Annotated in this window: 22 protein-coding genes; 16 read left to right on the forward strand and 6 right to left on the reverse strand. The window is 61.5% G+C overall.

From position 1 onward, the window contains the following. Positions 1 to 87: 87 nt before the first annotated feature. The 4 genes from lnt (at position 88) to trmB (ending at position 4415) form a co-directional block, all read left to right on the forward strand. The gene (gene lnt, locus KUG85_RS06115; RefSeq protein ID WP_223004561.1) at positions 88 to 1671 is read left to right on the forward strand and encodes an apolipoprotein N-acyltransferase; all 1584 of its coding nucleotides are present in this window, start codon (positions 88 to 90) and stop codon (positions 1669 to 1671) included. Positions 1672 to 1803: 132 nt separating this feature from the next. After that, positions 1804 to 2217: a helix-turn-helix domain-containing protein gene (locus KUG85_RS06120; RefSeq protein WP_065817372.1), complete on the forward strand. Its 414-nt coding sequence runs from the start codon at positions 1804 to 1806 to the stop codon at positions 2215 to 2217. A gap of 187 nt (positions 2218 to 2404) precedes the next feature. After that, a complete protein-coding gene (gene metK, locus KUG85_RS06125; protein ID WP_007010176.1) occupies positions 2405 to 3685 on the forward strand; it encodes a methionine adenosyltransferase in 1281 nt (426 codons plus the stop codon). 28 nt (positions 3686 to 3713) lie between these two features. Then, positions 3714 to 4415, forward strand: a complete 702-nt coding sequence (gene trmB / locus KUG85_RS06130) for a tRNA (guanine(46)-N(7))-methyltransferase TrmB (RefSeq protein ID WP_223004562.1) — start codon at positions 3714 to 3716, stop codon at positions 4413 to 4415. 9 nt (positions 4416 to 4424) lie between these two features. Here the strand turns inward: trmB and KUG85_RS06135 are convergent, their stop codons facing one another. Next, entirely contained in the window at positions 4425 to 4589 is a 165-nt protein-coding gene (locus KUG85_RS06135; protein ID WP_007010178.1) for a hypothetical protein, read from the reverse strand. A gap of 264 nt (positions 4590 to 4853) precedes the next feature. Between KUG85_RS06135 and rimP the strand changes: the two genes are divergently transcribed. The 10 genes from rimP to KUG85_RS06185 all read left to right on the forward strand — a co-directional run bounded on the left by rimP (position 4854) and on the right by KUG85_RS06185 (position 17925). Next, positions 4854 to 5543 carry a ribosome maturation factor RimP gene (rimP, locus tag KUG85_RS06140; RefSeq protein ID WP_223004563.1) on the forward strand — a complete coding sequence of 230 codons (690 nt, stop codon included), beginning with the start codon at positions 4854 to 4856 and terminating at the stop codon, positions 5541 to 5543. A 1-nt stretch (position 5544) separates the two neighbouring features. Next, entirely contained in the window at positions 5545 to 7197 is a 1653-nt protein-coding gene (nusA, locus tag KUG85_RS06145; RefSeq protein ID WP_223004564.1) for a transcription termination factor NusA, read from the forward strand. A 133-nt stretch (positions 7198 to 7330) separates the two neighbouring features. Further along, positions 7331 to 7966: an RNA-binding protein gene (locus KUG85_RS06150; RefSeq protein WP_065817368.1), complete on the forward strand. Its 636-nt coding sequence runs from the start codon at positions 7331 to 7333 to the stop codon at positions 7964 to 7966. Beyond that, positions 7963 to 10548 carry a translation initiation factor IF-2 gene (gene infB / locus KUG85_RS06155; RefSeq protein ID WP_223004565.1) on the forward strand — a complete coding sequence of 862 codons (2586 nt, stop codon included), beginning with the start codon at positions 7963 to 7965 and terminating at the stop codon, positions 10546 to 10548. The genes KUG85_RS06150 and infB overlap by 4 nt, the downstream gene beginning before the upstream one ends. Before the next feature lie 241 nt (positions 10549 to 10789). Further along, on the forward strand, positions 10790 to 11194 hold the full coding sequence (gene rbfA / locus KUG85_RS06160; protein WP_065817366.1) for a 30S ribosome-binding factor RbfA: 405 nt from the start codon (positions 10790 to 10792) through the stop codon (positions 11192 to 11194). Next, positions 11194 to 12129, forward strand: a complete 936-nt coding sequence (truB, locus tag KUG85_RS06165) for a tRNA pseudouridine(55) synthase TruB (protein ID WP_223004566.1) — start codon at positions 11194 to 11196, stop codon at positions 12127 to 12129. Before rbfA ends, truB begins: the two co-directional genes overlap by 1 nt. A gap of 93 nt (positions 12130 to 12222) precedes the next feature. Then, positions 12223 to 13947, forward strand: coding sequence for a sensor histidine kinase (locus KUG85_RS06170; protein WP_223004567.1), 1725 nt, complete (start codon positions 12223 to 12225; stop codon positions 13945 to 13947). Between the two features lie 158 nt (positions 13948 to 14105). Continuing rightward, a complete protein-coding gene (gene rpsO, locus KUG85_RS06175; protein ID WP_008596113.1) occupies positions 14106 to 14375 on the forward strand; it encodes a 30S ribosomal protein S15 in 270 nt (89 codons plus the stop codon). Between the two features lie 308 nt (positions 14376 to 14683). Continuing rightward, a complete protein-coding gene (gene pnp / locus KUG85_RS06180) occupies positions 14684 to 16837 on the forward strand; it encodes a polyribonucleotide nucleotidyltransferase (protein ID WP_223004568.1) in 2154 nt (717 codons plus the stop codon). A gap of 74 nt (positions 16838 to 16911) precedes the next feature. Beyond that, a complete protein-coding gene (locus tag KUG85_RS06185; protein ID WP_223004569.1) occupies positions 16912 to 17925 on the forward strand; it encodes a class I SAM-dependent methyltransferase in 1014 nt (337 codons plus the stop codon). A 19-nt stretch (positions 17926 to 17944) separates the two neighbouring features. Here the strand turns inward: KUG85_RS06185 and fabI are convergent, their stop codons facing one another. From fabI to fabA, 3 genes are read right to left on the reverse strand one after another with little or no spacing between them, the layout of a single operon-like run. Beyond that, positions 17945 to 18763 (reverse strand): enoyl-ACP reductase FabI, encoded by an 819-nt coding sequence (gene fabI / locus KUG85_RS06190; RefSeq protein WP_065817361.1) that lies wholly within the window; start codon positions 18761 to 18763, stop codon positions 17945 to 17947. 10 nt (positions 18764 to 18773) lie between these two features. After that, positions 18774 to 19994 (reverse strand): beta-ketoacyl-ACP synthase I, encoded by a 1221-nt coding sequence (gene fabB / locus KUG85_RS06195; RefSeq protein ID WP_065817360.1) that lies wholly within the window; start codon positions 19992 to 19994, stop codon positions 18774 to 18776. Positions 19995 to 20043: 49 nt separating this feature from the next. Then, a complete protein-coding gene (gene fabA, locus KUG85_RS06200) occupies positions 20044 to 20556 on the reverse strand; it encodes a 3-hydroxyacyl-[acyl-carrier-protein] dehydratase FabA (RefSeq protein ID WP_065817359.1) in 513 nt (170 codons plus the stop codon). 251 nt (positions 20557 to 20807) lie between these two features. Between fabA and irrA the strand changes: the two genes are divergently transcribed. After that, positions 20808 to 21236, forward strand: coding sequence for an iron response transcriptional regulator IrrA (irrA, locus tag KUG85_RS06205; RefSeq protein ID WP_272491820.1), 429 nt, complete (start codon positions 20808 to 20810; stop codon positions 21234 to 21236). A 14-nt stretch (positions 21237 to 21250) separates the two neighbouring features. Here the strand turns inward: irrA and KUG85_RS06210 are convergent, their stop codons facing one another. Next, complete coding sequence (locus KUG85_RS06210) at positions 21251 to 21805, reverse strand: SH3 domain-containing protein (protein WP_007010191.1); 555 nt, start codon at positions 21803 to 21805, stop codon at positions 21251 to 21253. Positions 21806 to 21968: 163 nt separating this feature from the next. Between KUG85_RS06210 and KUG85_RS06215 the strand changes: the two genes are divergently transcribed. After that, complete coding sequence (locus KUG85_RS06215; protein WP_007010192.1) at positions 21969 to 22970, forward strand: 2-hydroxyacid dehydrogenase; 1002 nt, start codon at positions 21969 to 21971, stop codon at positions 22968 to 22970. 249 nt (positions 22971 to 23219) lie between these two features. On the opposite strand, the gene KUG85_RS06220 is transcribed toward KUG85_RS06215, so the two are convergent. After that, complete coding sequence (locus tag KUG85_RS06220) at positions 23220 to 23996, reverse strand: molybdopterin-synthase adenylyltransferase MoeB (RefSeq protein WP_223004570.1); 777 nt, start codon at positions 23994 to 23996, stop codon at positions 23220 to 23222. Between the last annotated feature and the right edge of the window lie 7 nt (positions 23997 to 24003).

Below are 24003 nucleotides of genomic sequence, written 5' to 3' on the forward strand. Positions count from 1 at the left end.
CCCCACCCCAAATCCGCGAGATGGTTTCAAAGCTCGGCAAACTGCTGATACTGCTTGTCGTGTGATTCGGGCTTTGCGGATGGGTGGATGGAAAGCCTCGCCGGACGGGTTATATTGCTGAGTGGGTGGCGGCGGTCGCTCGTTGCTTTTGTTGCGGGTAGCCTGGCTGCGCTGGCGCAGCCCCCATTCGACTTTTTTGCAGCCTGTTTTGTGGCATTTCCCATCCTCGTCTGGCTTCTGGATGGAGCGGTGGGGGACGGGAGAGGGCTCCGGGCACTCGCTATACCAGCCTTCAAAACAGGCTGGTGGTTTGGTTTTGGTTATTTTCTGCTTGGATTGTGGTGGATCGGCAATGCATTGCTGGTCGACGCTGAAAATTTTGCTTGGGCTGTGCCGCTGGCAGTTGTCGGCCTGCCTGCATTCCTGGCTGTATTCTACGGTATTGCGACGCTTCTCGCACGGCTTCTTTGGTCCGGCGGTGTTCTGAGGATCGTTTCTCTTGCATTTGCTTTCGGCATTGCTGAATTGATTAGAAGTGTAATCTTTACGGGATTTCCCTGGAATGCAATTGGCTATGCGGCCATGCCAACTTTACTTTGCATGCAGTCGGCTAAGATATTTGGCCTGACGGGTATGAACTTCCTGGCGGTTCTGGTGTTTTCAATGCCGGCATTGTTGGGTACACGCCGCCATCTTCTGACTGGCAGTATTATTGCGATTGGTTTGGTCACAACACAGTTTGCTTATGGTTACCTAAGTCTTTCGAGTGAAAGCCCGCCGGAGCGCTTTTTGCCGGTCCGCATCGTCCAGCCGTCGATCAAGCAGACTGAAAAATGGGACGCTTCCGAGCAGACGCGCATCTTTAACATTCTGCTGGATCTCACCCGTCGACCGGCCGTTGACGGTGTGGACAGGCCGGAACTGATCGTCTGGCCCGAGACCGCTGTCCCCTTTTTGTTCACGGATCGTCCGGAGGCGCTTGTAGAGCTTGGCGAGGCTCTGGGTGAAGGCCAGACGCTGCTGGCAGGTGCCGTTCGCGCTGAAGCCGGCGACGGTCTCGGGGCGACGCGCTACTACAATTCAGTCGTTGCAATTGCGCAGGACGGCACGATTGTCGATGCCGTGGACAAGGTTCACCTGGTCCCTTTCGGTGAATACGTACCGTTCGCTAACCTGTTGAATAATTTTGGGATAGAAGAGATCGTGCAGTCTGCCGGTCCGTTCACGGCAGGCAGTGGAAGGCGCGCCATTGAAGTGGCGCCTGGTCTGCGCGCCCTGCCGTTCGTATGCTATGAGATCATTTTCCCCCGGCTGGTTTTCGGGGCTGCGGACCGCTCGGATTTCCTTCTCAACGTCACGAATGATGCATGGTTCGGTGTGTCCCCCGGACCGTATCAGCACTTTCGTCAGGCCCGAGTGCGTGCCGTGGAGAATGGCCTCCCGCTTCTGCGTGCGGCAAACTCCGGCATATCCGCCGTCATAGACTCTTCCGGGCGCATTCTGGACGCTTTCGACCTCAATGCGGTGGGCAATCTGGATGTCCGATTGCCTGTTCACAACGCACGGAAATTTTATTTTGGGAATCCTGGAACCAATGGAACGTTTATTGCGTTTGGTTTTGGGGCCGTGCTTTTTGGTTCAAGTATTATTCGGCGCCTGAGGGCGAATTGACATCGGCCCTTTCGGCTACGCATAGTGTGTAAGCCGACTACATCGGAATTCGATTTGACAGGCTTGGGGCTCTGGGAGGTCGAAGACGTAGTGCGGTCAATGGCAACCCCGTGCCGGATGGCGAGGGAATATATGAACAAGAATAAGAAAAAACCGAATCCGATCGATATTCATGTCGGAGGTCGGATCAGGCTAAGAAGAAACATGCTTGGCATGAGCCAGGAAAAGCTTGGCGAAAGCCTGGGTATAACTTTCCAGCAAATCCAGAAATACGAAAAGGGTACGAATCGCGTCGGCGCCAGCCGGCTGCAGGCAATCGCTTCGGTTCTCAGCGCTCCGGTGTCGTTCTTCTTTGAAGGCGCGCCGGGTGAGGAAAATGAGGCCGGTAGGGGCATGGCGGAGGACGGGGCGGACTTTGTCGTCGATTTTCTCAACAGCAGCGAAGGCGTTCAACTGAACAGGGCCTTTGCAAAGATTTCCGATCCGAAGGTGCGCCGCCGGATCATTGACCTGGTCAAGGTGCTGGCCACAGACAACCAGGATTGAGGATTATTCTCTTCGTTCAGCGATGAAAGCGCTCTCAGGGCGCCGTCGAATAGCGGGGAATGGAAAATCCATTCCCCGTTTTGTTTTGCGCCGCAACCGTTGTGCTTGACCTGAGAGGTTCAGCTTGGCTAACAGGGGAGCGCCTGTTGCCGACAGATTGATCGGCTTCTTCTCAGAGGGGATACCCGTGGCGCGCAAGAACTATCTCTTTACAAGTGAATCCGTTTCCGAAGGCCATCCGGACAAGGTCTGTGATCGCATCTCCGATGAGATTGTCGATCTGGTCTATCGGGAAGCCAAGAAATCCGGCATGGACCCGTGGAAGGTTCGTGTGGCGTGCGAAACGCTGGCGACGACCAATCGTGTCGTGATCGCCGGCGAGGTGCGCGTTCCCGAGACGCTGCTCAAGCGGGACAAGAAAACCGGTGAGGTGGCCACGGATTCGAAGGGCAATCCGCTCATCAACCCGTCACGCTTCCGCTCGGCCGCGCGCCGCGCCATCCGTGCCATTGGCTATGAACAGGACGGTTTTCACTGGAAGACCGCGAAGATCGACGTTCTCCTGCACGGTCAGTCGCCGGATATCGGCCAGGGCGTCGACAATGCAGCCGACCGACAGGGTGAAGAAGGTGCCGGCGACCAGGGCATTATGTTTGGGTATGCCTGCCGTGAAACGCCCGACCTCATGCCTGCACCGATCTATTATTCTCACAAGATCCTTCAGCTCCTCGCCGACGCCCGCAAATCCGGTGAAGGCGATGCCGCAAAGCTCGGCCCCGACGCCAAGGCGCAGGTCACCGTGCGTTACGTTGACGGAAAGCCGTCCGAGGTAACCGAGATCGTCCTGTCGACCCAGCATCTGGACACGTCGTGGGACAGCGGGAAGGTGCGGCAGGTCGTCGAGCCCTATATCCACGAGGCGCTGTCTTCCGGCGGCATTACGGTTGCAGCAAACTGCAACTGGTACATCAACCCGACCGGGAAATTCGTCATTGGCGGTCCCGATGGTGATGCAGGTCTTACCGGCCGCAAGATCATCGTCGACACCTATGGCGGCGCGGCCCCTCACGGCGGCGGTGCGTTCTCGGGCAAGGATACGACCAAGGTCGACCGGTCCGCGGCCTATGCCGCGCGCTACCTCGCCAAGAACGTGGTCGCGGCCAATCTCGCCGAGCGCTGCACGATCCAGCTTTCTTACGCCATTGGTGTTGCCCAGCCTTTGTCGGTCTATGTGAACCTGCACGGCACGGGCCGCGTTTCGGAGGAAGAGGTCGAGATCGCGATTCGCGAGGTGATGGACCTGTCGCCCAGCGGCATTCGCCGTCATCTGGACCTCAATCGCCCAATCTATGCCAAGACGGCCGCCTACGGTCACTTTGGCCGCAAGGCCAGCCGCGACGGCTCGTTCTCCTGGGAGCGGACTGATCTGGTGAAAACTCTCAAACAGGCAGTCGCAAAAGCTGCCTGAGCGGCTTTGCCAGTAGCGGAAAGACCTGATGGCTGAAGAACGGCGCAAACGGGCTACCGAAGCCTTCTTCGGCCGTCGTCATGGAAAGCGTCTGCGTCCCAGGCAGGACGCGGCGCTTGCCGCGCTTCTCGACAGGGCGCTGATAAAGCTCGATACGGCGTCACACGATGTGGTGGCGCTGTTCCCATCACCCGTGGAGCGGGTCAGGCTTGAGATCGGCTTCGGTGGCGGCGAGCATCTGCTCAGCGAACTGGCACGCTATCCGCACACGGGTTTCATCGGCGTGGAACCGTTCGTCAACGGTATGGCGAAGCTCGCCTCCGCTGTCGATGAGCAGGGCGGCGCACCGGCGAACCTGCGGGTCTACAATGATGATGCAACAGCGTTGCTGGACTGGCTGCCTGAAGCGTCGATCGCCGAGATAGACCTGCTTTATCCGGACCCCTGGCCCAAGAAGAAGCACTGGAAACGCCGGTTCGTAAACCGGGCGAATCTTGACCGCTTTGCCCGCGTGCTAAAACCAGGTGGCCGTTTCCGCTTCGCGTCGGACATCGATACCTATATCGACTGGACGCTCCTGCACTGCGAGGCACATCCCGCATTTCGCTGGCAGGCGGAAAGCGCCGACGACTGGCGCAGGCCTTATGATGGCTGGCCGGGCACAAGATACGAAGCGAAGGCGATCCGCGAGGGGCGGACACCCGCCTATCTGACCTTCCTGCGGGTCTGAGCGTCGATCTTATCTGCCGCGCATTCCATAAAACTGTTCGGGATCGATGCCGAGGCGGCGAAGATCCGCATCCTGCGCGCGACGGCGATTGCGCACTGCGGCAGAAACCGCCACGGCACTCTCGATCACGCCAAAAAACTCACCGATTTCCGTCACGAATTTACGTGCAGACATGGTTCTTCCTTTCATTGTGCGATGCAGCATAACTTAAGGTGACTCCGGACTGTCGAGAAGCGACGATCAGGCAGGGCAGCCATGCGTTTGTGCGGTGCATCATGATAATTTACGAGGTCTGGATCGCTGCAGGCTTTTGATGCACCGCTCTTGAAAAGAACTGCCATCTCGGCTATATCCAGCTCAAATTCTTGGTCGCTATGACGGAGAGTGGGTCCCGCCGGTCCCGCTCTTTTTTGTTAGATGCGGCCGTCCGGAGGTTGGATGACGGCAGTTTCAGAAGACAGGAATGGCGATGATCGCCTGATCCGCGAAAGCGGCATCGAAGCGCGTGTCGCTGCGATCATCATTCCTGTTCTGGGTGCGATCGGATATCGCCTGGTTCGCGTGCGCATGACCGCGCAGGACGGCGCCACCCTGCAGATCATGGCTGAGCGGCCCGACGGCAGCATGACCGTTGAGGACTGCGAGGAAGTCAGCCGCGCGCTTTCGCCCGTGCTTGACGTCGAAGACCCGATCGACACGGCCTATCAGCTTGAAATTTCCTCGCCGGGCATCGACCGGCCGCTGGTGCGCATCACGGATTTCGCTGCCGCCGAGGGGCATCTGGTCAAGATCGAGACGGCCGTGTTGCTTGATGGACGCAAACGCTTCCGCGGCTTTGTCGTCGAGAGCGACGGGGAAACCGTGACGATCGAGCCGGAAACGGCCGAGGAAGAAGGGGACGAGGATGTCCTCTTTGGAATTCCCTTCGAGGCAATCGCCGAAGCACGGCTGGTCCTGACGGACGAGCTGGTGCGCGACGCCCTGAAGCAGGACAAGGAAGAGCGCCGCGAGCGCAAGCGCAATCGCCGCCCTTCCGCATCGGAAAGGGCCGCCCAGCGGTCCGCCAAACAAAACGCAACTGAGCCGGCCGGGGACGAAACCCCCGGAACCCACGCCGAAGGAGAGTGACATGGCAGTCAGTGCGAACAGGCTGGAGCTTCTCCAGATCGCCGACGCGGTGGCCCGCGAGAAGTCCATCGACAAGCAGATCGTCATCGCCGCCATGGCCGACGCCATTCAGAAGGCCGCGCGGTCGCGTTATGGTCAGGAGACCAATATTCGCGCCGACATCAACCCGCAGACGGGTGAGATGAAGCTGCAGCGCCTGATGGAAGTCGTCGACAATGTCGAGGAGCCGGCGCGCGAAATCTCGGTCAAGGATGCGCGCACGCGCAATCCGGACGCCCAGCCTGGCGACTTCCTTGCCGAGCAGCTTCCGCCCATGGATTTCGGCCGCATCGCCGCCCAGTCGGCCAAGCAGGTCATCGTGCAGAAGGTGCGCGAGGCCGAGCGCGATCGTCAGTATGACGAGTACAAGGATCGCATCGGCGAGATCGTCAACGGAACGGTCAAGCGAGTCGAATACGGCAATGTCATTGTCGATCTCGGCCGTGGCGAAGCGATCATCCGCCGCGACGAACTGATCCCGCGCGAAATCTTCAAGTATGGCGACCGCGTCCGCGCCTATGTCTATGACGTGCGGCGCGAGCAGCGCGGCCCGCAGATTTTCCTATCGCGCACGCATCCGCAGTTCATGGCGAAACTCTTCACCATGGAAGTGCCGGAAATCTACGACGGCATCATCGAGATCCGTTCGGTGGCCCGTGATCCGGGCTCGCGCGCAAAGATTGCGGTCATCAGCCACGATTCCTCGATCGATCCGGTGGGCGCCTGTGTCGGTATGCGCGGCAGCCGCGTTCAGGCGGTTGTCGGCGAGCTTCAGGGCGAGAAGATCGACATCATTCCGTGGAACGAGAACGCCGCGTCCTTCATCGTCAACGCATTGCAGCCGGCCGAAGTCGCCAAGGTGGTTCTCGATGAAGATGCAGAGCGCATCGAGGTTGTGGTGCCGGACGACCAGCTTTCACTGGCCATCGGCCGCCGCGGTCAGAACGTCCGCCTTGCCTCGCAGCTTACGGGCTGGGACATCGACATCCTGACTGAGGAAGAAGAGTCGAGCCGCCGCCAGAAGGAGTTCACCGAACGCTCCGCCCTGTTCATGGAAGCGCTCAACGTTGACGAGATGGTCGGCCAGGTGCTCGCCTCCGAGGGTTTCACCAGCGTCGAGGAAGTCGCCTATGTGGAATCGGGCGAAATCGCATCCATCGACGGCTTCGACGAGGAAACCGCCGAAGAGATCCAGATGCGCGCACGCGAATATCTCGAGCGGATCGAGGCCGAATTCGATGCAAAGCGTCAGGAACTCGGCGTTCAGGACGAACTGCGCGAGATTCCGGGCATCACCACCGCGATGATGGTGGCGGTCGGCGAGGATGGCGTGAAGACCATCGAGGATTTCGCCGGCTACGCCGTGGACGATCTGGTCGGCTGGAAAGAACGCAAGGACGGCGAGACCACGTTCGAGCCGGGCGTCTTCTCCAAATTCGATGTCTCGCGCGCCGAAGCCGAGCAGATGGTTGTGGCCGCGCGTCTCAGGATGGGCTGGATCACCGAGGAAGACCTCGCTGCCGAGGCTGAAGCCGAGGCAGAAGAGGGTGAGGAAGGCGCGGAAGCTGCCGAGGGTGCGCAGGCGCCCGAGGCCGCCGAAGGCGCGGAAGCCTGATATGGGCCTTGTGGAGCGCATGGCTGTCCCCGTGACGTCTGTGGTGCGCTTCGCAGGCCTTGTTTCGCCGCATTCCTGCGGAGCCGCGTGATGGCACGCGGCAGCAGGATGCTCTGGAGTTGTTGTGGACGATATGAACGATCGCACATGCATTGTCTCGCGCAAGGCGCGGCCCGCGGAGGACCTGATCCGGTTCGTCGCGGGGCCGGACGGCATGGTCGTTCCCGATCTGAAGCGCAAGCTCCCCGGGCGCGGATGCTGGGTCACGGCTGACCGGGCGCATGTTGACAAGGCGGCGGCGAAGAACCTTTTCGCCCGCGCTCTGAAAACGTCGGTCACGCCGCCCGAAAATCTGGGCGCGCTGGTCGATGAATTGCTTTCAAAAGCCGCTCTGGGCGCTCTTGGGCTTGCGCGGAAGGCCGGAGCCGTGGCATTGGGTGCTGCGAAGGTCGAGGCGTCGGTGCGCAGCGGCAAGGCCTATGGCGTGCTGCATGCTCGTGAAGCCTCGCAGGACGGAGTGCGCAAGATCACGGCCGCTCGTCATGCAGTGGCCCATCTGGGCGGACCGGCTATCCCGGCTTACAAACTCTTTTCCGAAGAAGAAATGAGTTTGGCATTGGGGGCTACAAATGTGATACATGCTGCCGTGTTCGGGCGGGACGCGGGCAAGGCGGCGCTGAAACGCGTTAGTGCGCTCGAGACTTTTCGAGGCGAATGCGCGGACAAACCGGCAGCGGTTGCAATGGGCACCGCAGAGGATGTGGAATGACGGATACGAAAACCGGTGACGACAAGACGCTGAGCGTCGAAAAGAAGAAGACGCTGACGCTGAAGCGGCCCTCTGTTGAGCAGGGCACGGTGCGCCAGAACTTCTCGCATGGACGCTCGAAGTCTGTCGTTGTCGAGACGAAGAAGCGCAAGTTCTCTCGGCCAGACGAGCGTCCCGAGACAACGCCTGCGCCTGCGCCGGCACCCGCAGCGGCCAAGCCGAAACCGGCGGCACCCCAGCCTGCGCCGCAGCGTCAGCGCGAACGTCCGCGCCCGGCTCCTGGTGGCAACCGCTCCGGTGTGGTTCTCAATGAACTCTCCAAGGATGAGATCGAGGCGCGCCGTCGCGCCCTGCAGGATTCGAAGGTGCGCGAGGCCGAAGAGCGCCAGCGTGCCGCCGAGGAGGCCAAGCGCCGCGCGGAAGAAGACGCACGCCGCGAGCGCGAGCGTGAGGAATCCGCACGCCGCCAGGCCGAGGAAGAAGCTCGCCTGAAGGCGGAAGCCGAGGCTCGGCGCGAGGCTGAGGAAGAAGCGCGCCGCCGCGCGCCGCCGCCTGCCGAGACGAAACCCGAGCCCGAGGTGGATTCCGACGACGAGGCCCGCTCGAAGAGCAAGGGCGCACCGGTCAAGCGCGCCGCGCCCAAGCCGGAGACCCCGCGCCCGGCGGCCAAGCCGCGCGGAGACGATCAGCGTCGTCGTGGCAAGCTGACGCTCAATCGCGCGCTGTCCGACGATGGCGAGACGCGCGGTCGTTCGCTCTCTTCGATGCGCCGCCGCCAGGAGAAGTTCAAGCGCGCCCAGCATCAGGAGCCGCGCGAGAAGATCTCCCGCGAGGTCGTTCTTCCCGAGACGATCACCATTCAGGAGCTCGCCCAGCGTATGGCCGAGCGTGCCGTGGACGTGATCAAATTCTTCATGAAGCAGGGCCAGATGATGAAGCCCGGCGACGTGATCGATGCGGATACCGCCGAACTGGTGGCTGAAGAGTTCGGTCATACCGTGAAGCGCGTTGCCGAGTCCGACGTCGAAGAAGGCCTCTTCAATGTTGAAGACAAGGCCGAGGATCTGAAGCCGCGTCCGCCCGTCGTTACGATCATGGGCCACGTCGATCACGGCAAGACCTCGCTGCTCGATGCAATCCGCCATGCGAATGTGGTGTCCGGCGAGGCCGGCGGCATCACCCAGCATATCGGCGCCTATCAGGTCGAGCAGGGTGGTCAGACGATCACCTTCATCGATACGCCCGGCCACGCCGCCTTTACTGCCATGCGCGCGCGCGGTGCGGAAGCGACCGACATTGCCATTCTCGTGGTGGCGGCTGACGACAGCGTGATGCCGCAGACGATCGAGTCCATCAACCACGCCAAGGCTGCGGGCGTGCCGATCATTGTCGCGATCAACAAGATCGACAAGCCGGAAGCCGATGCCAACAAGGTGCGCACGGAGCTCCTCCAGCACGAGGTCTTCGTGGAGTCCATGGGCGGTGAGGTGCTCGACGTCGAGGTTTCTGCCGTCAAGGGCACCAATCTCGACAGGCTGCTGGAAGCGGTTCTGCTTCAGTCCGAGGTTCTTGAGCTCAAGGCCAATCCGGATCGCTCCGCCGAAGGCGTGGTCATCGAGGCCAAGCTCGACCGTGGTCGCGGTTCGGTTGCCACGGTTCTGGTCCAGGCCGGTACGCTTCACACCGGTGACATCATCGTGGCCGGTAACGAGTGGGGCCGTGTCCGCGCGCTCGTCAACGATCGTGGCGAGCAGCTGAAAGAAGCTCCGCCCTCCATGCCGGTCGAGATCCTCGGCCTGCAGGGAACCCCGCTGGCCGGAGACCGCATTGCGGTTGTCGAGAGCGAGGCGCGTGCCCGCGAGATTTCCGAGTATCGCCAGCGTCTGGCCCGCGAGAAGTCCGTTGCCCGCCAGGCGGGTCAGCGCGGCTCGCTCGAGCAGATGATGTCGCAGCTTCAGGACTCAGGCCTGAAAGAGTTCCCGCTTATCGTCAAGGGTGACGTGCAGGGCTCGATCGAGGCCATTGCCGGTGCGCTCGACAAGCTCGGCACCGACGAAGTCCGCGCACGCATCGTCCATTCGGGTGCCGGCGCGATCACGGAGAGCGACGTGTCGCTCGCCGAGACGTCCGAGGCCGCAATCATCGGCTTCAACGTCCGCGCCAACAAGCAGGCGCGCGATGCGGCTGAAGCTGCCGGGATCGAGATCCGCTACTACAACATCATCTACGATCTCGTGGATGACATCAAAGCGGCCATGTCGGGCCTCCTTTCTCCGGAGCGCCGCGAGACCTTCCTCGGCAATGCCGAGATCCTCGAGGTCTTCAACGTGTCCAAGGTCGGCAAGGTCGCTGGCTGCCGGGTCACCGAAGGCAAGGTGGAGCGTGGTGCCGGCGTGCGCCTCATCCGCGACAGCGTGGTGATCCACGAAGGCAAGCTGAAGACGCTCAAGCGCTTCAAGGACGAAGTCTCCGAAGTGCCGGCCGGTCAGGAATGCGGCATGGCGTTCGAGAACTACGAAGACATTCGCCCCGGCGATGTCATCGAGGCCTATCGCGTCGAGATGGTCACGCGCACGCTCTAGATCGCCGTGCGTCCATTCGGACGCACAATGGACGATCTAGGTTTTTGATGGAGCATCGGAATGACCCGAAAACCGGTTTCCACTTTTCGGTCCGATGCTCTAATGCGCGTACGTTTGGAACAGCCAGGATGGGGCACTTGATGCCCCATCTCGCTTTCCGGCGTCAGACGTTCCCGTTTCCGTAATTTGCCGATATCCGCGATGCGGATACAATAGGGCTTTCCCCGCAAGAAGGTGCTCCATGCCGTCTTCCGCTCCCTCTCAACGCCAGCTTCGCGTCGGCGAGCAGGTGCGTCACGCAATCGCGCAGGCTCTCCAGCGCGGCGATGTAAGCGACGATGCGCTCGCAAACACCGTGGTTTCAGTGTCAGAAGTGCGTATGTCACCGGACCTGAAAATCGCTACCGCCTATGTCTCGCCGCTCGGCGCTGCCGACAAGGAAGCGATCGCGGCGGCTCTGAACCGCCATGCGCGCTTCCTCCGCGGACGCATCACACCGGCGTTGCGGCAGATGAAATACATGCCGGAACTGCGGTTCCGCGTGGACGACAGTTTCGAGAATTTCAACAAGATCGATCGCCTTTTGAAGTCGCCGGAAGTGGCCCGTGACCTGAAGGACGACGACGCGAATGAGGATGATCTTTGATGGCGCGGCGCGGCAAGCGGAAGGGACGCCGTATCAACGGCTGGCTGATCCTCGACAAGCCGGCGGGCATGGGATCCACCAGCGCCGTTTCGAAGATCAAGTGGCTGTTCAATGCGGAGAAGGCCGGTCATGCCGGCACACTCGACCCGCTCGCATCCGGGATGCTGCCCATCGCACTGGGCGATGCAACGAAAACGGTTCCGTTCGTCATGGATGGCGCCAAGGTCTATCGCTTCAAGGTTGCCTGGGGTGAGGAGCGGGCCACCGACGACCTGGAAGGCCCGGTGACGAAAAGCTCTGACGAGCGCCCGACCGAAGAGGCCGTTCGCGCCCTGCTGCCGAACTACACGGGCATCATAATGCAGACCCCGCCGCAGTTTTCCGCCGTCAAGATAGACGGTGAGCGCGCCTACGACCTTGCCCGCGAGGGCGAGACGGTCGAGATCGCGGCGCGGGAGATTGAGGTGGGCCGGCTCGACCTGGTTTCCTTCACGCCCGATGAAGCCGTGTTCGAGATCGAGTGCGGCAAGGGCACCTATGTGCGCAGCATCGCCCGCGACATGGGCCGCGACTTGGGGTGCTACGGCCACATTGCAGAGCTGCGCCGCACCGAGGTCTATCCTTTCCTTCCCGATCAGCTCGTGGAGCTGCCGGCACTTGAGGAGGCGGGGACGGAAGGGGACCGCGAGGCCGGCGACTTCGCTGCGCTCGACGAATATCTTCTCGATATCGCCACGGCTCTTGAGGGCCTGCCGGAAGTCGCCGTTACCGACGATGCGGCTGCGCGCATTCGCCTGGGCAATCCGGTGATCGTGCGCGGCCGTGACGCCCCGGTCGAGGCGCCGGAGGCCTGGGCCAGCGCGCGTGGCCGTCTGGTGGCGCTTGGTGCGGTTGAGGCGGGCATGTTCAAGCCCAAGCGTGTTTTCGCCATGTAAAATACGTTGCCGGTTGATTTCATGTGATCAACGAGGCAACCCTTGGGCGTTTCGTGCATTATGTACCGAAACGATCATTGGGACGGGCATTGAATGCAGGCGAAAGACAGTGCGCCTTCGGAAACGTGGTCAGAGCGCATAAGGGCTTTCGCATCAGGCCCGAAACCCATCGGCTTTTTTCTGTTTCTGCTGATCGCGGTGACCATCATCCCCGCCATCGGCGTTTCGGTCGTTCTGCTTCAGCGCAACAACGAGGCGCAGCGCGAGGTCGTAACCACGCTCGCCGAGGCTATGGCCGGCTCGATCGCCGAGGCCGTCGACCGCGAACTGAGCGGCATGTCGACCACGCTGCGCGTGCTTTCGACAACCCCCTCTCTTGCCAGTGGTGACCTGAAGGACTTTTACGACCGCGCGAGGCTGGCTCTTGCCGGCAGCGGATCGTATCTGCGCGTGCTGGATGAAAACTACAGGCTGCTGATCAACACCGGCGTGCCCTTTGGCGAACCCCTGACGCCCCTCAACGAACCGGAGACGGCCCGGGCGGCGTTGAAGGGAGGGGTAACCATCACCTCGGGTGTATTCTTTGGAAAACTGGACGGCAAGTGGAGCTTCAAGGTCGTGAAGCCGTACTTCCCCGAGAATGGCCCCCCACGCATCCTGGTGATGACACGGAACGCGGACACGCTTGTGGATGTGCTGTCTCAGCAGATGCTTCGCGGCGGCTGGAATGCCTCGGTGGTCGACAAGAACAACATCGTGGTGGCCTCGTCTTTCATGTCCTCCGATGTCGGAAAGACGTTTTTTCTGAATTTGGACGGAACGGGCATTCAACATGAAGCTGAACCGGCGGAAGGGCGTGAGGGGGGCACCTACACGGCAATCATCGGAGAGTCCGGCGTCAGCGGGTGGAAGGCGGTGGTGTGGGCTTCGACCAAAACCATAGAAGAGCCGATGCGCCATTCGTTGCGTATGCTGCTGGCCGGAGGACTGCTCGTCATCGCCATCGGGGCGTTCGCGGCCTGGTTGCTTGGGCGGCAGATCGCTGGCCCCGTGCGCCGGTTGGCGCGCGATGCGCGGCGGCTGGGCGCCGGCGAACCCGTTCATGCGATTGAGTACCCGATTGCAGAAGTGGCCACCGTATCTTCGGCCCTGGCAGAGGCCGCGCTCGATCGGGAACAGGCAGAAAACGAAATCCGCCTTCTCATGCGCGAGGTTGCGCACCGCTCGAAGAACCAGTTGACCGTGGTGTCCTCCATGGCCAAGCAGACTGCGCGCAGTTCCCGCACATTCGCCGGTTTCCAGGATGCTTTCCAGAAACGCCTGCACGGGCTGGCGCGCTCGACCGATCTTTTGATTGCGGGTGGCGCTGCCGGTGTGGAACTGCGTGAACTGCTGGCGGCACAGGTCGACCCTTTCCGGCCCGATAGCGCAGAGCGCCTGAAAATGACCGGTCCGAAATTCCGGCTCGCCAACCAGCCTGCGCAGACGGTCGGTCTCGCGGTCCATGAACTTGCAACCAATGCTTCCAAGTATGGCGCGTTTTCCACGAGCACTGGCAGGCTCGAAATTTCCTGGAAGGTTAAGGATGACATTCTCACCTTGACCTGGCGGGAGCATGTTTCGAAAGGGCGCCGCCGCAATGTCCGCCGCCGTGGGTTCGGAACGGAGATCATCGAGCGCATGGTCGGCGGCACGCTTGATGCCGAAATATCGCGTGTCTTCCATCGTGACGGGCTGGAATGCGTGTTCAGGATTCCGGTCGACAGGCTGGTGCCGGATTCTCTGAAAAATCCTTCCCCGACAGGTGAAGTCGATTGAGCGCAACGGCACTGTCAATGTTTGGGCTGGTAATCGCGCGCGATTTCGCATATATGCCAGCCATCATTGCGCCCTGAATGCGCATTGTTACATGGCCCCGGCTGGACGACATCCCGGCTGAGGGCGTCCCTTTTCCCTAAATTCGAGAAAGGAAACCGATGTCGGTTACTGCAGAGCGTAAACAGGATTTGCTGAAAGAATTTGCCACCGCCCAGGGCGATACCGGTTCTCCGGAAGTCCAGGTCGCTATTCTGACCGAGCGGATCAAGAACCTCACCGAGCACTTCAAGGACCACAAGAAGGACAACCATTCCCGTCGTGGTCTCCTGAAGCTCGTCTCCCAGCGTCGCCGTCTTCTGGACTATCTGAAAAAGAAGGACGAAGGCCGCTACAAGACGCTGATCGAGAAGCTCGGAATCCGGCGCTAAGCTGAATTGGCCGGCGGATACCAACGGGTGTCCGCCGGTCTTGTTTGGGCATGCGGTGTATTTGTGTGCCCGACGGCTCCGGCCAGGTGCGTAAGCGAAAGCGGTTTGCCGCCATCCCGCACCCGATAGTCGGATAGCCGGGGCCCCAATGGACAGGTCATGGGGCAGGATTGCAGGATGCTTGCGGCCGCGACGGCCGGGAAACGAGCCTCCCGTTGTCTTGCCCGTGGCTCGTCCGAAAAAGAAGCGAGCCCGAAGGGAAAACGCCGCCAGATGCTGGCGCGCCCTTCGGCACAAAAGGACAAGATATGTTTAAGGACCACAAAGTAGAGATCGAATGGGGTGGGCGTCCGCTTACCCTTGAAACCGGCAAGATTGCCCGTCAGGCAGACGGCGCAGTGCTCGCCACCTATGGCGAGACCGTTGTTCTCGCAACCGTCGTTTCCGCGAAAGAGCCGAAGGCGGGCTTCGACTTCTTCCCGCTGACCGTCAACTACCAGGAAAAGACCTTTGCCGCCGGCAAGATCCCGGGCGGCTACTTCAAGCGGGAAGGCCGTCCGAGCGAGAAGGAGACGCTGGTCTCCCGTCTGATCGACCGTCCGATCCGCCCGCTCTTCGTCGATGGCTACAAGAACGACACCCAGGTCATCGCCACCGTGCTGCAGCACGATCTGGAGAACGATCCGGACATCGTCGCCATGGTTGCCGTTTCCGCAGCGCTCACCCTCTCCGGCGTTCCCTTCATGGGCCCGATCGGTGCAGCGCGCGTTGGCTACATCGGCGGTGAGTACGTCCTAAACCCGCATGTCGACGAGATGGAAGAGACCAAGCTTGACCTCGTCGTCGCCGGTACGGGCGATGCCGTTCTGATGGTGGAATCGGAAGCCCAGCAGCTCCCCGAGGACGTCATGCTCGGCGCCGTCATGTTCGGCCACAAGAACTTCCAGCCGGTCATCGACGCGATCATCAAGCTCGCCGAAGTTGCCGCCAAGGAACCCCGCGACTTCACGCCGCCGGATCTCTCCGAGCTCGAAGGCGAGATGCTGAAGATCGTCGAGAACGATCTGCGCGAAGCTTACAAGATCACCGACAAGCAGCAGCGTTATGACGCCGTTGACGCCGCCAAGGCGAAGGTGAAAGAGACGCTTCTGCCGGAAGGCGAGGAAGAGACCAGGTGGTCGGCCGAGCAGGTCAACACCGTCTTCAAGAGCCTGCAGGGCAAGATCGTTCGCTGGAACATCCTCGACACCGGCGGCCGCATCGACGGACGCGACCTCAAGACGGTCCGCCCGATCGTGGCCGAGGCAGGCATCCTGCCGCGCACGCACGGTTCCGCGCTCTTCACCCGTGGTGAGACGCAGGCCCTCGTGGTCGCCACGCTGGGCACCGGCGAAGACGAGCAGTTCATCGACTCGCTCACCGGCACCTACAAGGAGGCTTTCCTCCTGCACTACAACTTCCCGCCCTACTCCGTAGGCGAGACGGGTCGCATGGGTTCGCCCGGCCGTCGTGAGATCGGTCATGGCAAGCTCGCATGGCGCGCCATCCACCCGATGCTGCCGGGAGCGGACCAGTTCCCCTACACGCTGCGCGTTGTCTCCGAGGTCACCGAGTCCAACGGTTCGTCCTCCATGGCGACCGTCTGCGGCACCTCGCTCGCACTCATGGACGCCGGCGTTCCGCTGGCAAAGCCGGTTGCCGGCATCGCCATGGGCCTGATCAAGGAAGACGAGCGCTTCGCCGTTCTCTCCGACATCCTGGGTGACGAAGATCACCTCGGCGACATGGACTTCAAGGTCGCCGGCACGGATGAGGGCATCACCTCGCTGCAGATGGACATCAAGATCGATGGCATCACCGAGGAGATCATGCAGATCGCCCTCGACCAGGCCAAGGACGGCCGTCTGCACATTCTCGGCGAGATGGCCAAGGCCCTTTCCGAGAGCCGTGGTGAGCTGGGCGAGTTCGCTCCGCGCATCGAGGTCATGCAGATCCCGACCGACAAGATCCGCGACGTGATCGGTTCCGGCGGCAAGGTGATCCGCGAGATCGTCGAGAAGACCGGCGCCAAGATCAACATCGAGGACGACGGCACGGTGAAGATCGCTTCGTCCAACGCCAAGGAAATCGAGGCGGCGAAGAAGTGGATCCACTCCATCACGGCAGAGCCGGAAGTGGGCGAGATCTACGAAGGCACGGTCGTCAAGACCGCCGACTTCGGCGCATTCGTGAACTTCTTCGGTCCGCGCGACGGTCTGGTGCACATCTCGCAGCTCGCGCAGGAGCGCGTTGGCAAGACCACCGATGTCGTCAAGGAAGGCGACAAGGTGTTCGTGAAGCTGATGGGCTTCGATGAGCGCGGCAAGGTTCGCCTCTCCATGAAGGTCGTCGACCAGGAGACCGGCAAGGAGATCGTGCAGGAAAAGAAGAAGAAGGAAGAGGCAGAGGACGCCGAAGGCTGATCCCGCTTCCCTTCTGACTGACAAGCGGGCGCGCGCCTTCATGGCCGCGCCCGTTTTCACATCCGGAACCCAAGATGAACGACACGCCGCTTGCCACCCTTCTGTTTCCATTCGAGCGCGGGCTGATCGATCCGCCGGGCGAGGGGGAGCGCGTGCTTTTCCTCGGCGCACCGGGAGCGCTTCACCTTCCCGCCGACTTCGCCGGGGACATGACTGCCGTACAGGGCTATCGGCCTGATTATCTCGCCCTCCAGCGGGCAGGTTTGTCCGTCACCCCTGAAGCGGAAGGCGAGGGCTATGACCTCGCGCTCGTTCTGCTTGGCCGACACCGGCGTGAGAACGAGCAGCGCCTTGCCGATGCGTTGAAACGAACCCGACCCGGCGCCCGGATTGCAGCAGCCTGCGCCAAGAAGGATGGCGGCGGCAGTGTGCGCAGGCGCATGGCCGAGCTTCTCGACCTCGAAGATCATGCCTCGAAGCATCACGGCATCGTTTTCTGGTTGCGTCGCCCGGATGCGATCGAAGCGGCTTTGGCTGCGCTGCAGGCACCGGAAAGTGTGGCAGACGGCTATATCACTGCAGCCGGTGGCTTCTCCGATGACGGCATCGATCCGGGCTCGGCGCTTCTCGTGGAGTGCCTGCCGGACAATCTGTCAGGCGCAATTGCCGATTTCGCGGCCGGCTGGGGGTATCTCTCCGTTGCAGCTTCCGAGCGCGCACCGGGCGTGAAGAGCATCGATCTTTACGAGGCGCATCACGCCTCGCTGGAGGCGGCCCGGCGCAACATGGCGGCAAAGGCTTCGCAGATGCCGGCGCGCTTCTTTTGGCAGGACCTTCTGGGAGAGCCGGTGCACGAGCGCTATGACGTGATCCTGATGAACCCGCCATTCCATCGAAGCCGGGCTGCGGAGCCCGATATGGGCCATGCGATGATCGCGGCGGCGGCAAAGGCGCTCAAGCCGCGCGGGCGGCTGTTCCTCGTCGCCAACAGGCAGCTTCCCTACGAAGAGAGCCTCGAAAAACATTTCGCGGCACAGGGTGAGCTGCGCCGCGATACGGTGTTCAAGGTTTTGTGGGCCCGCAAGTAGCGGGTCAGTCTGATCGCCCTCAGTCGTCGCCGGTCGCCGCACTCAGCCGCTTCAGCTCTTCCATGGTGGGCATGGAAACGGTGTTGTAGCCGGAATCCACATAGTGGATTTCACCGGTGACACCCGACGAAAGGTCGGAAAGCAGATAGAGCGCCGATCCGCCGATCTCGTCGATCACCACGGTCCGCCTGAGCGGCGCATTGCGCTGCTGATAGGAGAACATGTAGCGCGCATCGGAGATGCCGGCGCCTGCCAGCGTGCGCACGGGGCCCGCCGAAATCGCGTTGACGCGGATGTTGCGCGGGCCGTAGTCGCTCGCCAGATACCGCACGCTTGCCTCAAGCCCGGCCTTGGCCACGCCCATCACGTTGTAATTGGGCATGACGCGGGTGGAACCGGCATAGGTCAGCGTCAGCATCTGCCCGCCATTGTCCATCAGTTCCGCCGCCTTGCGGGCAACCTCCGTGAAGGAGTAGCAGGAGATCACCATGGTGCGCACGAAGTTCTCGCGCGTGGTGTTGGCGTAGAGGCCTTTCAGCTCGTTGCGGTCGGAGAAGCCGATCGCGTGTACGATGAAGTCGAGCGAGCCCCACTCCTCCTTCAACCCGTCGAAGACGGAATTGATCGACGCGCTGTCTTCCACATCGCAGGGATAAAGCAGTCTGGAGTTCACCTTCTCGGCCAGCGGCTTCACACGGCGGCCGAATGCCTCGCCCTGATAGGTAAACGCCAGTTCCGCGCCCTGCTCGGAGAGCTTCTTGGCGATGCCCCAGGCAATCGAGTGATCGTTGGCGACCCCCATGATGAGGCCGCGCTTCCCTTTCATCAAACCGTCCATGGACCTTATTTCACCCTGCGTAACGCTGGAAAACAAGCGTGGCGTTGGTGCCGCCGAAACCGAAGGAGTTGGAGAGCACCGTATCGATCTTCGCATTGTCGATGCGCTTGCGCACGATGGGCATGCCCTCGAACTCCGGATCGAGTTCGGTGATGTGTGCGCTCTCGCCGATAAAGCCTTCCTGCATCATCAGGATCGAATAGATCGATTCCTGTGCGCCGGCACCGCCGAGCGAATGGCCGGTCAGTGACTTGGTGGAAGCGATGTGCGGGATGTCGTTGCCGAACACTTCGCGCACTGCGCCCATTTCGCCGGAATCGCCCACCGGCGTCGCCGTGCCGTGCGTGTTGATATAGTCCACCTTGCCATCGACCGTGGAAAGCGCCTGGCGCATGCACCGCACCGCGCCTTCACCGGAAAGGGCCACCATGTCGTAGCCGTCCGAAGTTGCGCCATAGCCGGTCAGCTCGGCATAGATTTTCGCACCGCGCGCCTTGGCGTGTTCCAGCTCTTCCAGAACCAGAACGCCGGCGCCGCCGGCGATCACGAAGCCGTCGCGCGTCGCGTCATAGGCGCGCGAGGCGGTGGCCGGCGTGTCGTTGTGCTTGGAAGACATCGCGCCCATGGCGTCGAAGAGGTTCGACATGGTCCAGTCGAGATCTTCATGGCCGCCCGCGAACATGACGTCCTGCTTGCCCCACTGGATCATCTCCGCTGCATTGCCGATGCAGTGCGCGGAGGTCGAGCATGCCGACGAGATCGAGTAGTTCACGCCGTGGATCTTGAACCAGGTGGCCAGTGTGGCCGAAGCCGTCGAGGACATCGCTTTCGGCACCGCGAACGGCCCGATGCGCTTTGGCGAACCCTTTTCGAGCGTCGTCTGCGCGGCTTCCACGATGGTGCGGGTGGAGGGGCCGCCCGATCCCATGATGATGCCGGTGCGTTCATTGGTGATGTCGCTCTGCTCAAGCCCCGCATCGGCGATGGCCTGTTCCATCGCGACATGGTTCCACGCACCGCCTTTTGACAGAAAGCGCATGGCGCGGCGGTCGACCAGTTCGGTCGGGTCGAGCGTGGGAGCTCCCCAGACCTGGCAACGGAAGCCGTGATCGGCAAAATCCTGCGAGAAGGTGATGCCCGATTTCGCATCGCGCAGCGAGGCGGTGACCTCCTTCGCGTTGTTGCCAATCGAGGAAACGATGCCGAGGCCGGTAACGACGACGCGTCTCATGATGCTCTCCTTGGGCCGCTGCACACGGCCGCCAGTCAATGGTTGAAACTCAGGCTTCCTGCTTGGCCAGCCCGACACGAAGATCCGTGGCGGTGTAAATCTGCTCGCCGTCAGCCTTCAGCCAGCCATCGGCGGTGCCGAGAACCAGACGACCTTTCATGACACGCTTGAAGTCGACGCCGTATTCGACGAGCTTTGTCTCCGGCGTAACCATGCCCTTGAATTTCACTTCGCCGGTCGAAAGGGCCATGCCCTTGCCCGGCAGGCCAAGCCAGCCGAGGTAGAAACCGGTGAGCTGCCAGAGGGCATCGAGGCCAAGACAGCCCGGCATGATCGGATTGCCGGGAAAATGGCACGGGAAGAACCAGTGGTCAGGCTTGATGTCGAATTCGGCACGGACATAGCCCTTGCCGAACGCCCCGCCTTCCTCCTGAATGTCGGTGATGCGATCGAACATCAGCATGGGCGGAGCCGGCAATTGCGCGTTGCCGGGACCGAAAAGGTCGCCCTGCGCGCAGGCCAGAAGGTCTTCGTAATTGTAGCTGTTTTTCGTTTGCGCCATCAATAGCCATCCCGTCGGTGGTCCCGGTCGCGCCGGAACCGTTCTTTTCATTGTCCGAACTCCCTATCACAGCTTGTTTCTCGCTGGAAACCGCCGTTGTGGGAATTTGCCATGCTGCGTGTGGCTGCCCCCGGAAAACTGCCGCTATTGATCGTGTTGAATGGAGCGAATATATGTCAGGAGGGAATAACTGCAGCGAGAGCCTCGGGATGGGTCGAAGGTTCGGATAACAGGAAAGACGGGCGGTTTCATTGTCGATCTCGAATGAAGGCCAGAAGATTTCGCTCGAAGAGCGTTTGAGGAGTGCGGGCCTGCGTCCCACACGCCAGCGTGTCGCGCTCGCAGATCTCCTGTTCGCCGCCGGTGATCGTCACGTTTCTGCTGAAGCGCTGCATGAGGAAGCCCAGAATGCGGGCTTCTCCGTTTCGCTGGCCACCGTCTACAACACGCTGCATCAGTTCACGGATGCCGGCATGCTGCGCATCGTTCAGGTGGAGGGTGCCCGCACCTATTTCGACACCAATGTGTCGGATCACCATCATTTCTTCTTCGAAGAAGATGAGAAAGTCTTCGACATCCCCTCAGGTGGCGTCGAGGTCCGAAACCTTCCGGAGCCGCCGGAAGGAACGGAAATCGCCAATGTCGATATCGTTGTCAGGCTGCGCCGCAAGCGCCACTGAAGCGCGCTTCACCGTCAGTCTTTTACGCTCTCGCCCGGATAGGCTCCCCAGATCAGTGACTGATTTACCCAGCCCGAATGGCCGGCGAAGTCCATTTCGCACCAGTCGCCATTGCATGCCTTGATCGAGCCGATGGCGCCGGGTTCGACGCGAGCGACGAGCCGCGCATCGTCGCGCGGGTCGGCCCTGAGGTCGATATCGGCTTCCTTGCCCTTGAACCATGGTGCGGCAATACCGGTACGGCGTCCCGAAAGAAGCGCCTGATTGATCCAGCCTTCCGCTCCCTCGGCATCGCGCACGCGCCGCCAGTTGTCATATTCCTGGATGATCTCCATCGGCAGACCGGATTTCAGATACATCCAATTCACCGCGTAGTTGAGCCCCGGGCCGATGCGCATGTTCACGCGGCTTGATTTGAGACTGACGAAACGTGGCAGGGGAAGACCGCTCGGCCCGACCTTTACGTTCTGTTCGGTGTTCGCCTGCGCCTGCGTCGTCATGGGTGTCGCAACCAGAACGGCGACGGCGAGGGCTGCAAACATTGAACGGAATGGCGCGTTGGCCGGCATTACAAACTCCCGGTAACCCTTGTTCTGGTGGAACGAGCGCTTCCACCCTTTTTCTTTGTCTTGGCGCCCCCCGCTTGATAGACAGAAGACAACCCGGCTCGGCATTGCAGTGTCGTCTATCTTGGTTAAAGAGGTATCAACAAGGCGTTATTTTGGAGACCATATGACCGTCAGGAAGAAGCCTCTCGTCGTCATCACCCGCAAGCTGCCGGACCAGGTCGAAACGCGCATGCGCGAGCTGTTCGACGCGCGCCTCAATCTCGACGACAAGCGCATGACGCAGCCCGAGCTCGTGGCCGCGGTCAAGGAAGCTGACGTTCTTGTTCCCACGATCACGGATCGAATCGATGCCGCGCTCATTGCCCAGGCCGGCGAGCGTCTGAAGCTCATCGCCAATTTCGGCAATGGCGTCGACAATATCGACGTCGCAGCAGCGGCCCGGAAAGGCATCACTGTCACCAACACGCCCAACGTGCTCAACGAAGATACCGCCGACATGACCATGGCGCTCATGCTCGCAGTGCCGCGCCGCCTGACGGAAGGTGCGGAACTTTTGCGCAGCGGTGGCGAGTGGGGCGGATGGTCGCCCACATGGATGCTGGGGCACCGCATCTGGGGCAAGCGCCTGGGCATTGTCGGCATGGGCCGCGTGGGCACGGCCGTCGCGCGCCGCGCCAAGGCCTTTGGCCTGTCGATCCATTATCACAACCGCCAGCGTGTTCTGCCGGCCATCGAGGACGAATTGGAGGCAACCTACTGGGACAGCCTCGACCAGATGCTCGCCCGCATGGACATCATCTCCGTCAATTGCCCGTCGACCCCGGCCACTTTCCATCTGCTGTCTGCGCGGCGGCTCGAGCTCATGCAACCCCGCGCCTATGTCGTGAACACCGCACGCGGTGATGTGGTGGATGAGGATGCGCTGATCCGCCTCATCGAGGAAGGCAAGCTTGCGGGTGCGGGGCTCGACGTGTTCGAGCACGAGCCCTCCGTCAATCCCAAGCTCCTGAAACTCGCTCAGAAAAACAAGATCGTCATTCTGCCGCATATGGGATCGGCCACCATCGAGGGCCGCATCGACATGGGCGAGAAGGTGATCATCAACATCCGCACCCTCTTCGACGGCCACCGTCCGCCGGACCGTGTCCTGCCCAGGAACGTCTGATCGCTTGGCGCATGCGATCTGGTGGCAGTGGCGTTGTGCGTGGTTCGACAAGCTCACCATGAGGGATGGCAATGGGCTGCATGGAGGGACAATGTCGCTGCCAAGGCGCGCCATCAGCGCCTCTGAAGAACGGTTTTCTGCCAGACACAACCACCCCTCATGGTGAGCTTGTCGAACCACGCACACCGTCAATGCAACAGGTCACGGAGCGAGCAAAGCCCGTTCCCACCCGCAGGCAAAAAAACGCCCTCAGCCGGTGCGCCGCCGGTATTTCACGGTTTCAAACCGGGCCGCAAGCGCATCGTAAAGCAGCAGGCGACCGGTGAGCGGTTCACCGATACCCGTCACCAGCTTGATGACCTCCATGGCCTCCAGCGTCCCCATGACGCCGGTCAGTGCGCCGACGATGCCGGCTTCCGCGCAGCTGGGCACAAGCCCCGCCGGTGGCGGTTCGGGAAAGAGGTCACGATAGCCCGGCAGGAGGTCGCCATCGGCATCGCGTTCGAACGGCTTGAGCACGGTGAGCGACCCGTCGAAGCGACCGACGGCCGCCGTCACGAGCGGCCGTTCCACCGCCTCGCAGGTGTCGGCCAGCAGGTAGCGGGTGTCGAAATTGTCCGATCCGTCCACCACCATGTCATAAGTGGCGATGATCCCGGCAGCGTTGTCGGCATCAAGCCGGATAGGATGCGTCTCGACCGTCACATGCGGGTTGATGCGGGCAATGCTTGCCCTGGCGCTCTCGACCTTCTCCATGCCGACACTGTCCGTGTCATGGATCACCTGTCTCTGCAGGTTGGAGAGCGAAACCGTGTCGTCGTCAATCATGCCCAGCGTGCCGATACCGGCAGCCGCAAGGTAACAAAGCACCGGCGCGCCGAGCCCCCCGGCACCGATCACCAGAACACGCGCCTTCTTCAGTTTTTGCTGCCCGCCTCCACCGATCTCCGGCAGAACGATATGGCGGGCATAGCGCTCCAGCTCGGTGTCGGAAAGTGCGGCGGGGAATGTCGTTGTCTCGGCCATGCAGCGA

Origin of the sequence: Nitratireductor rhodophyticola, from assembly GCF_019891355.1 — a bacterium.
GTDB classification, from domain to species: Bacteria; Pseudomonadota; Alphaproteobacteria; order Rhizobiales; family Rhizobiaceae; genus Nitratireductor; species Nitratireductor rhodophyticola.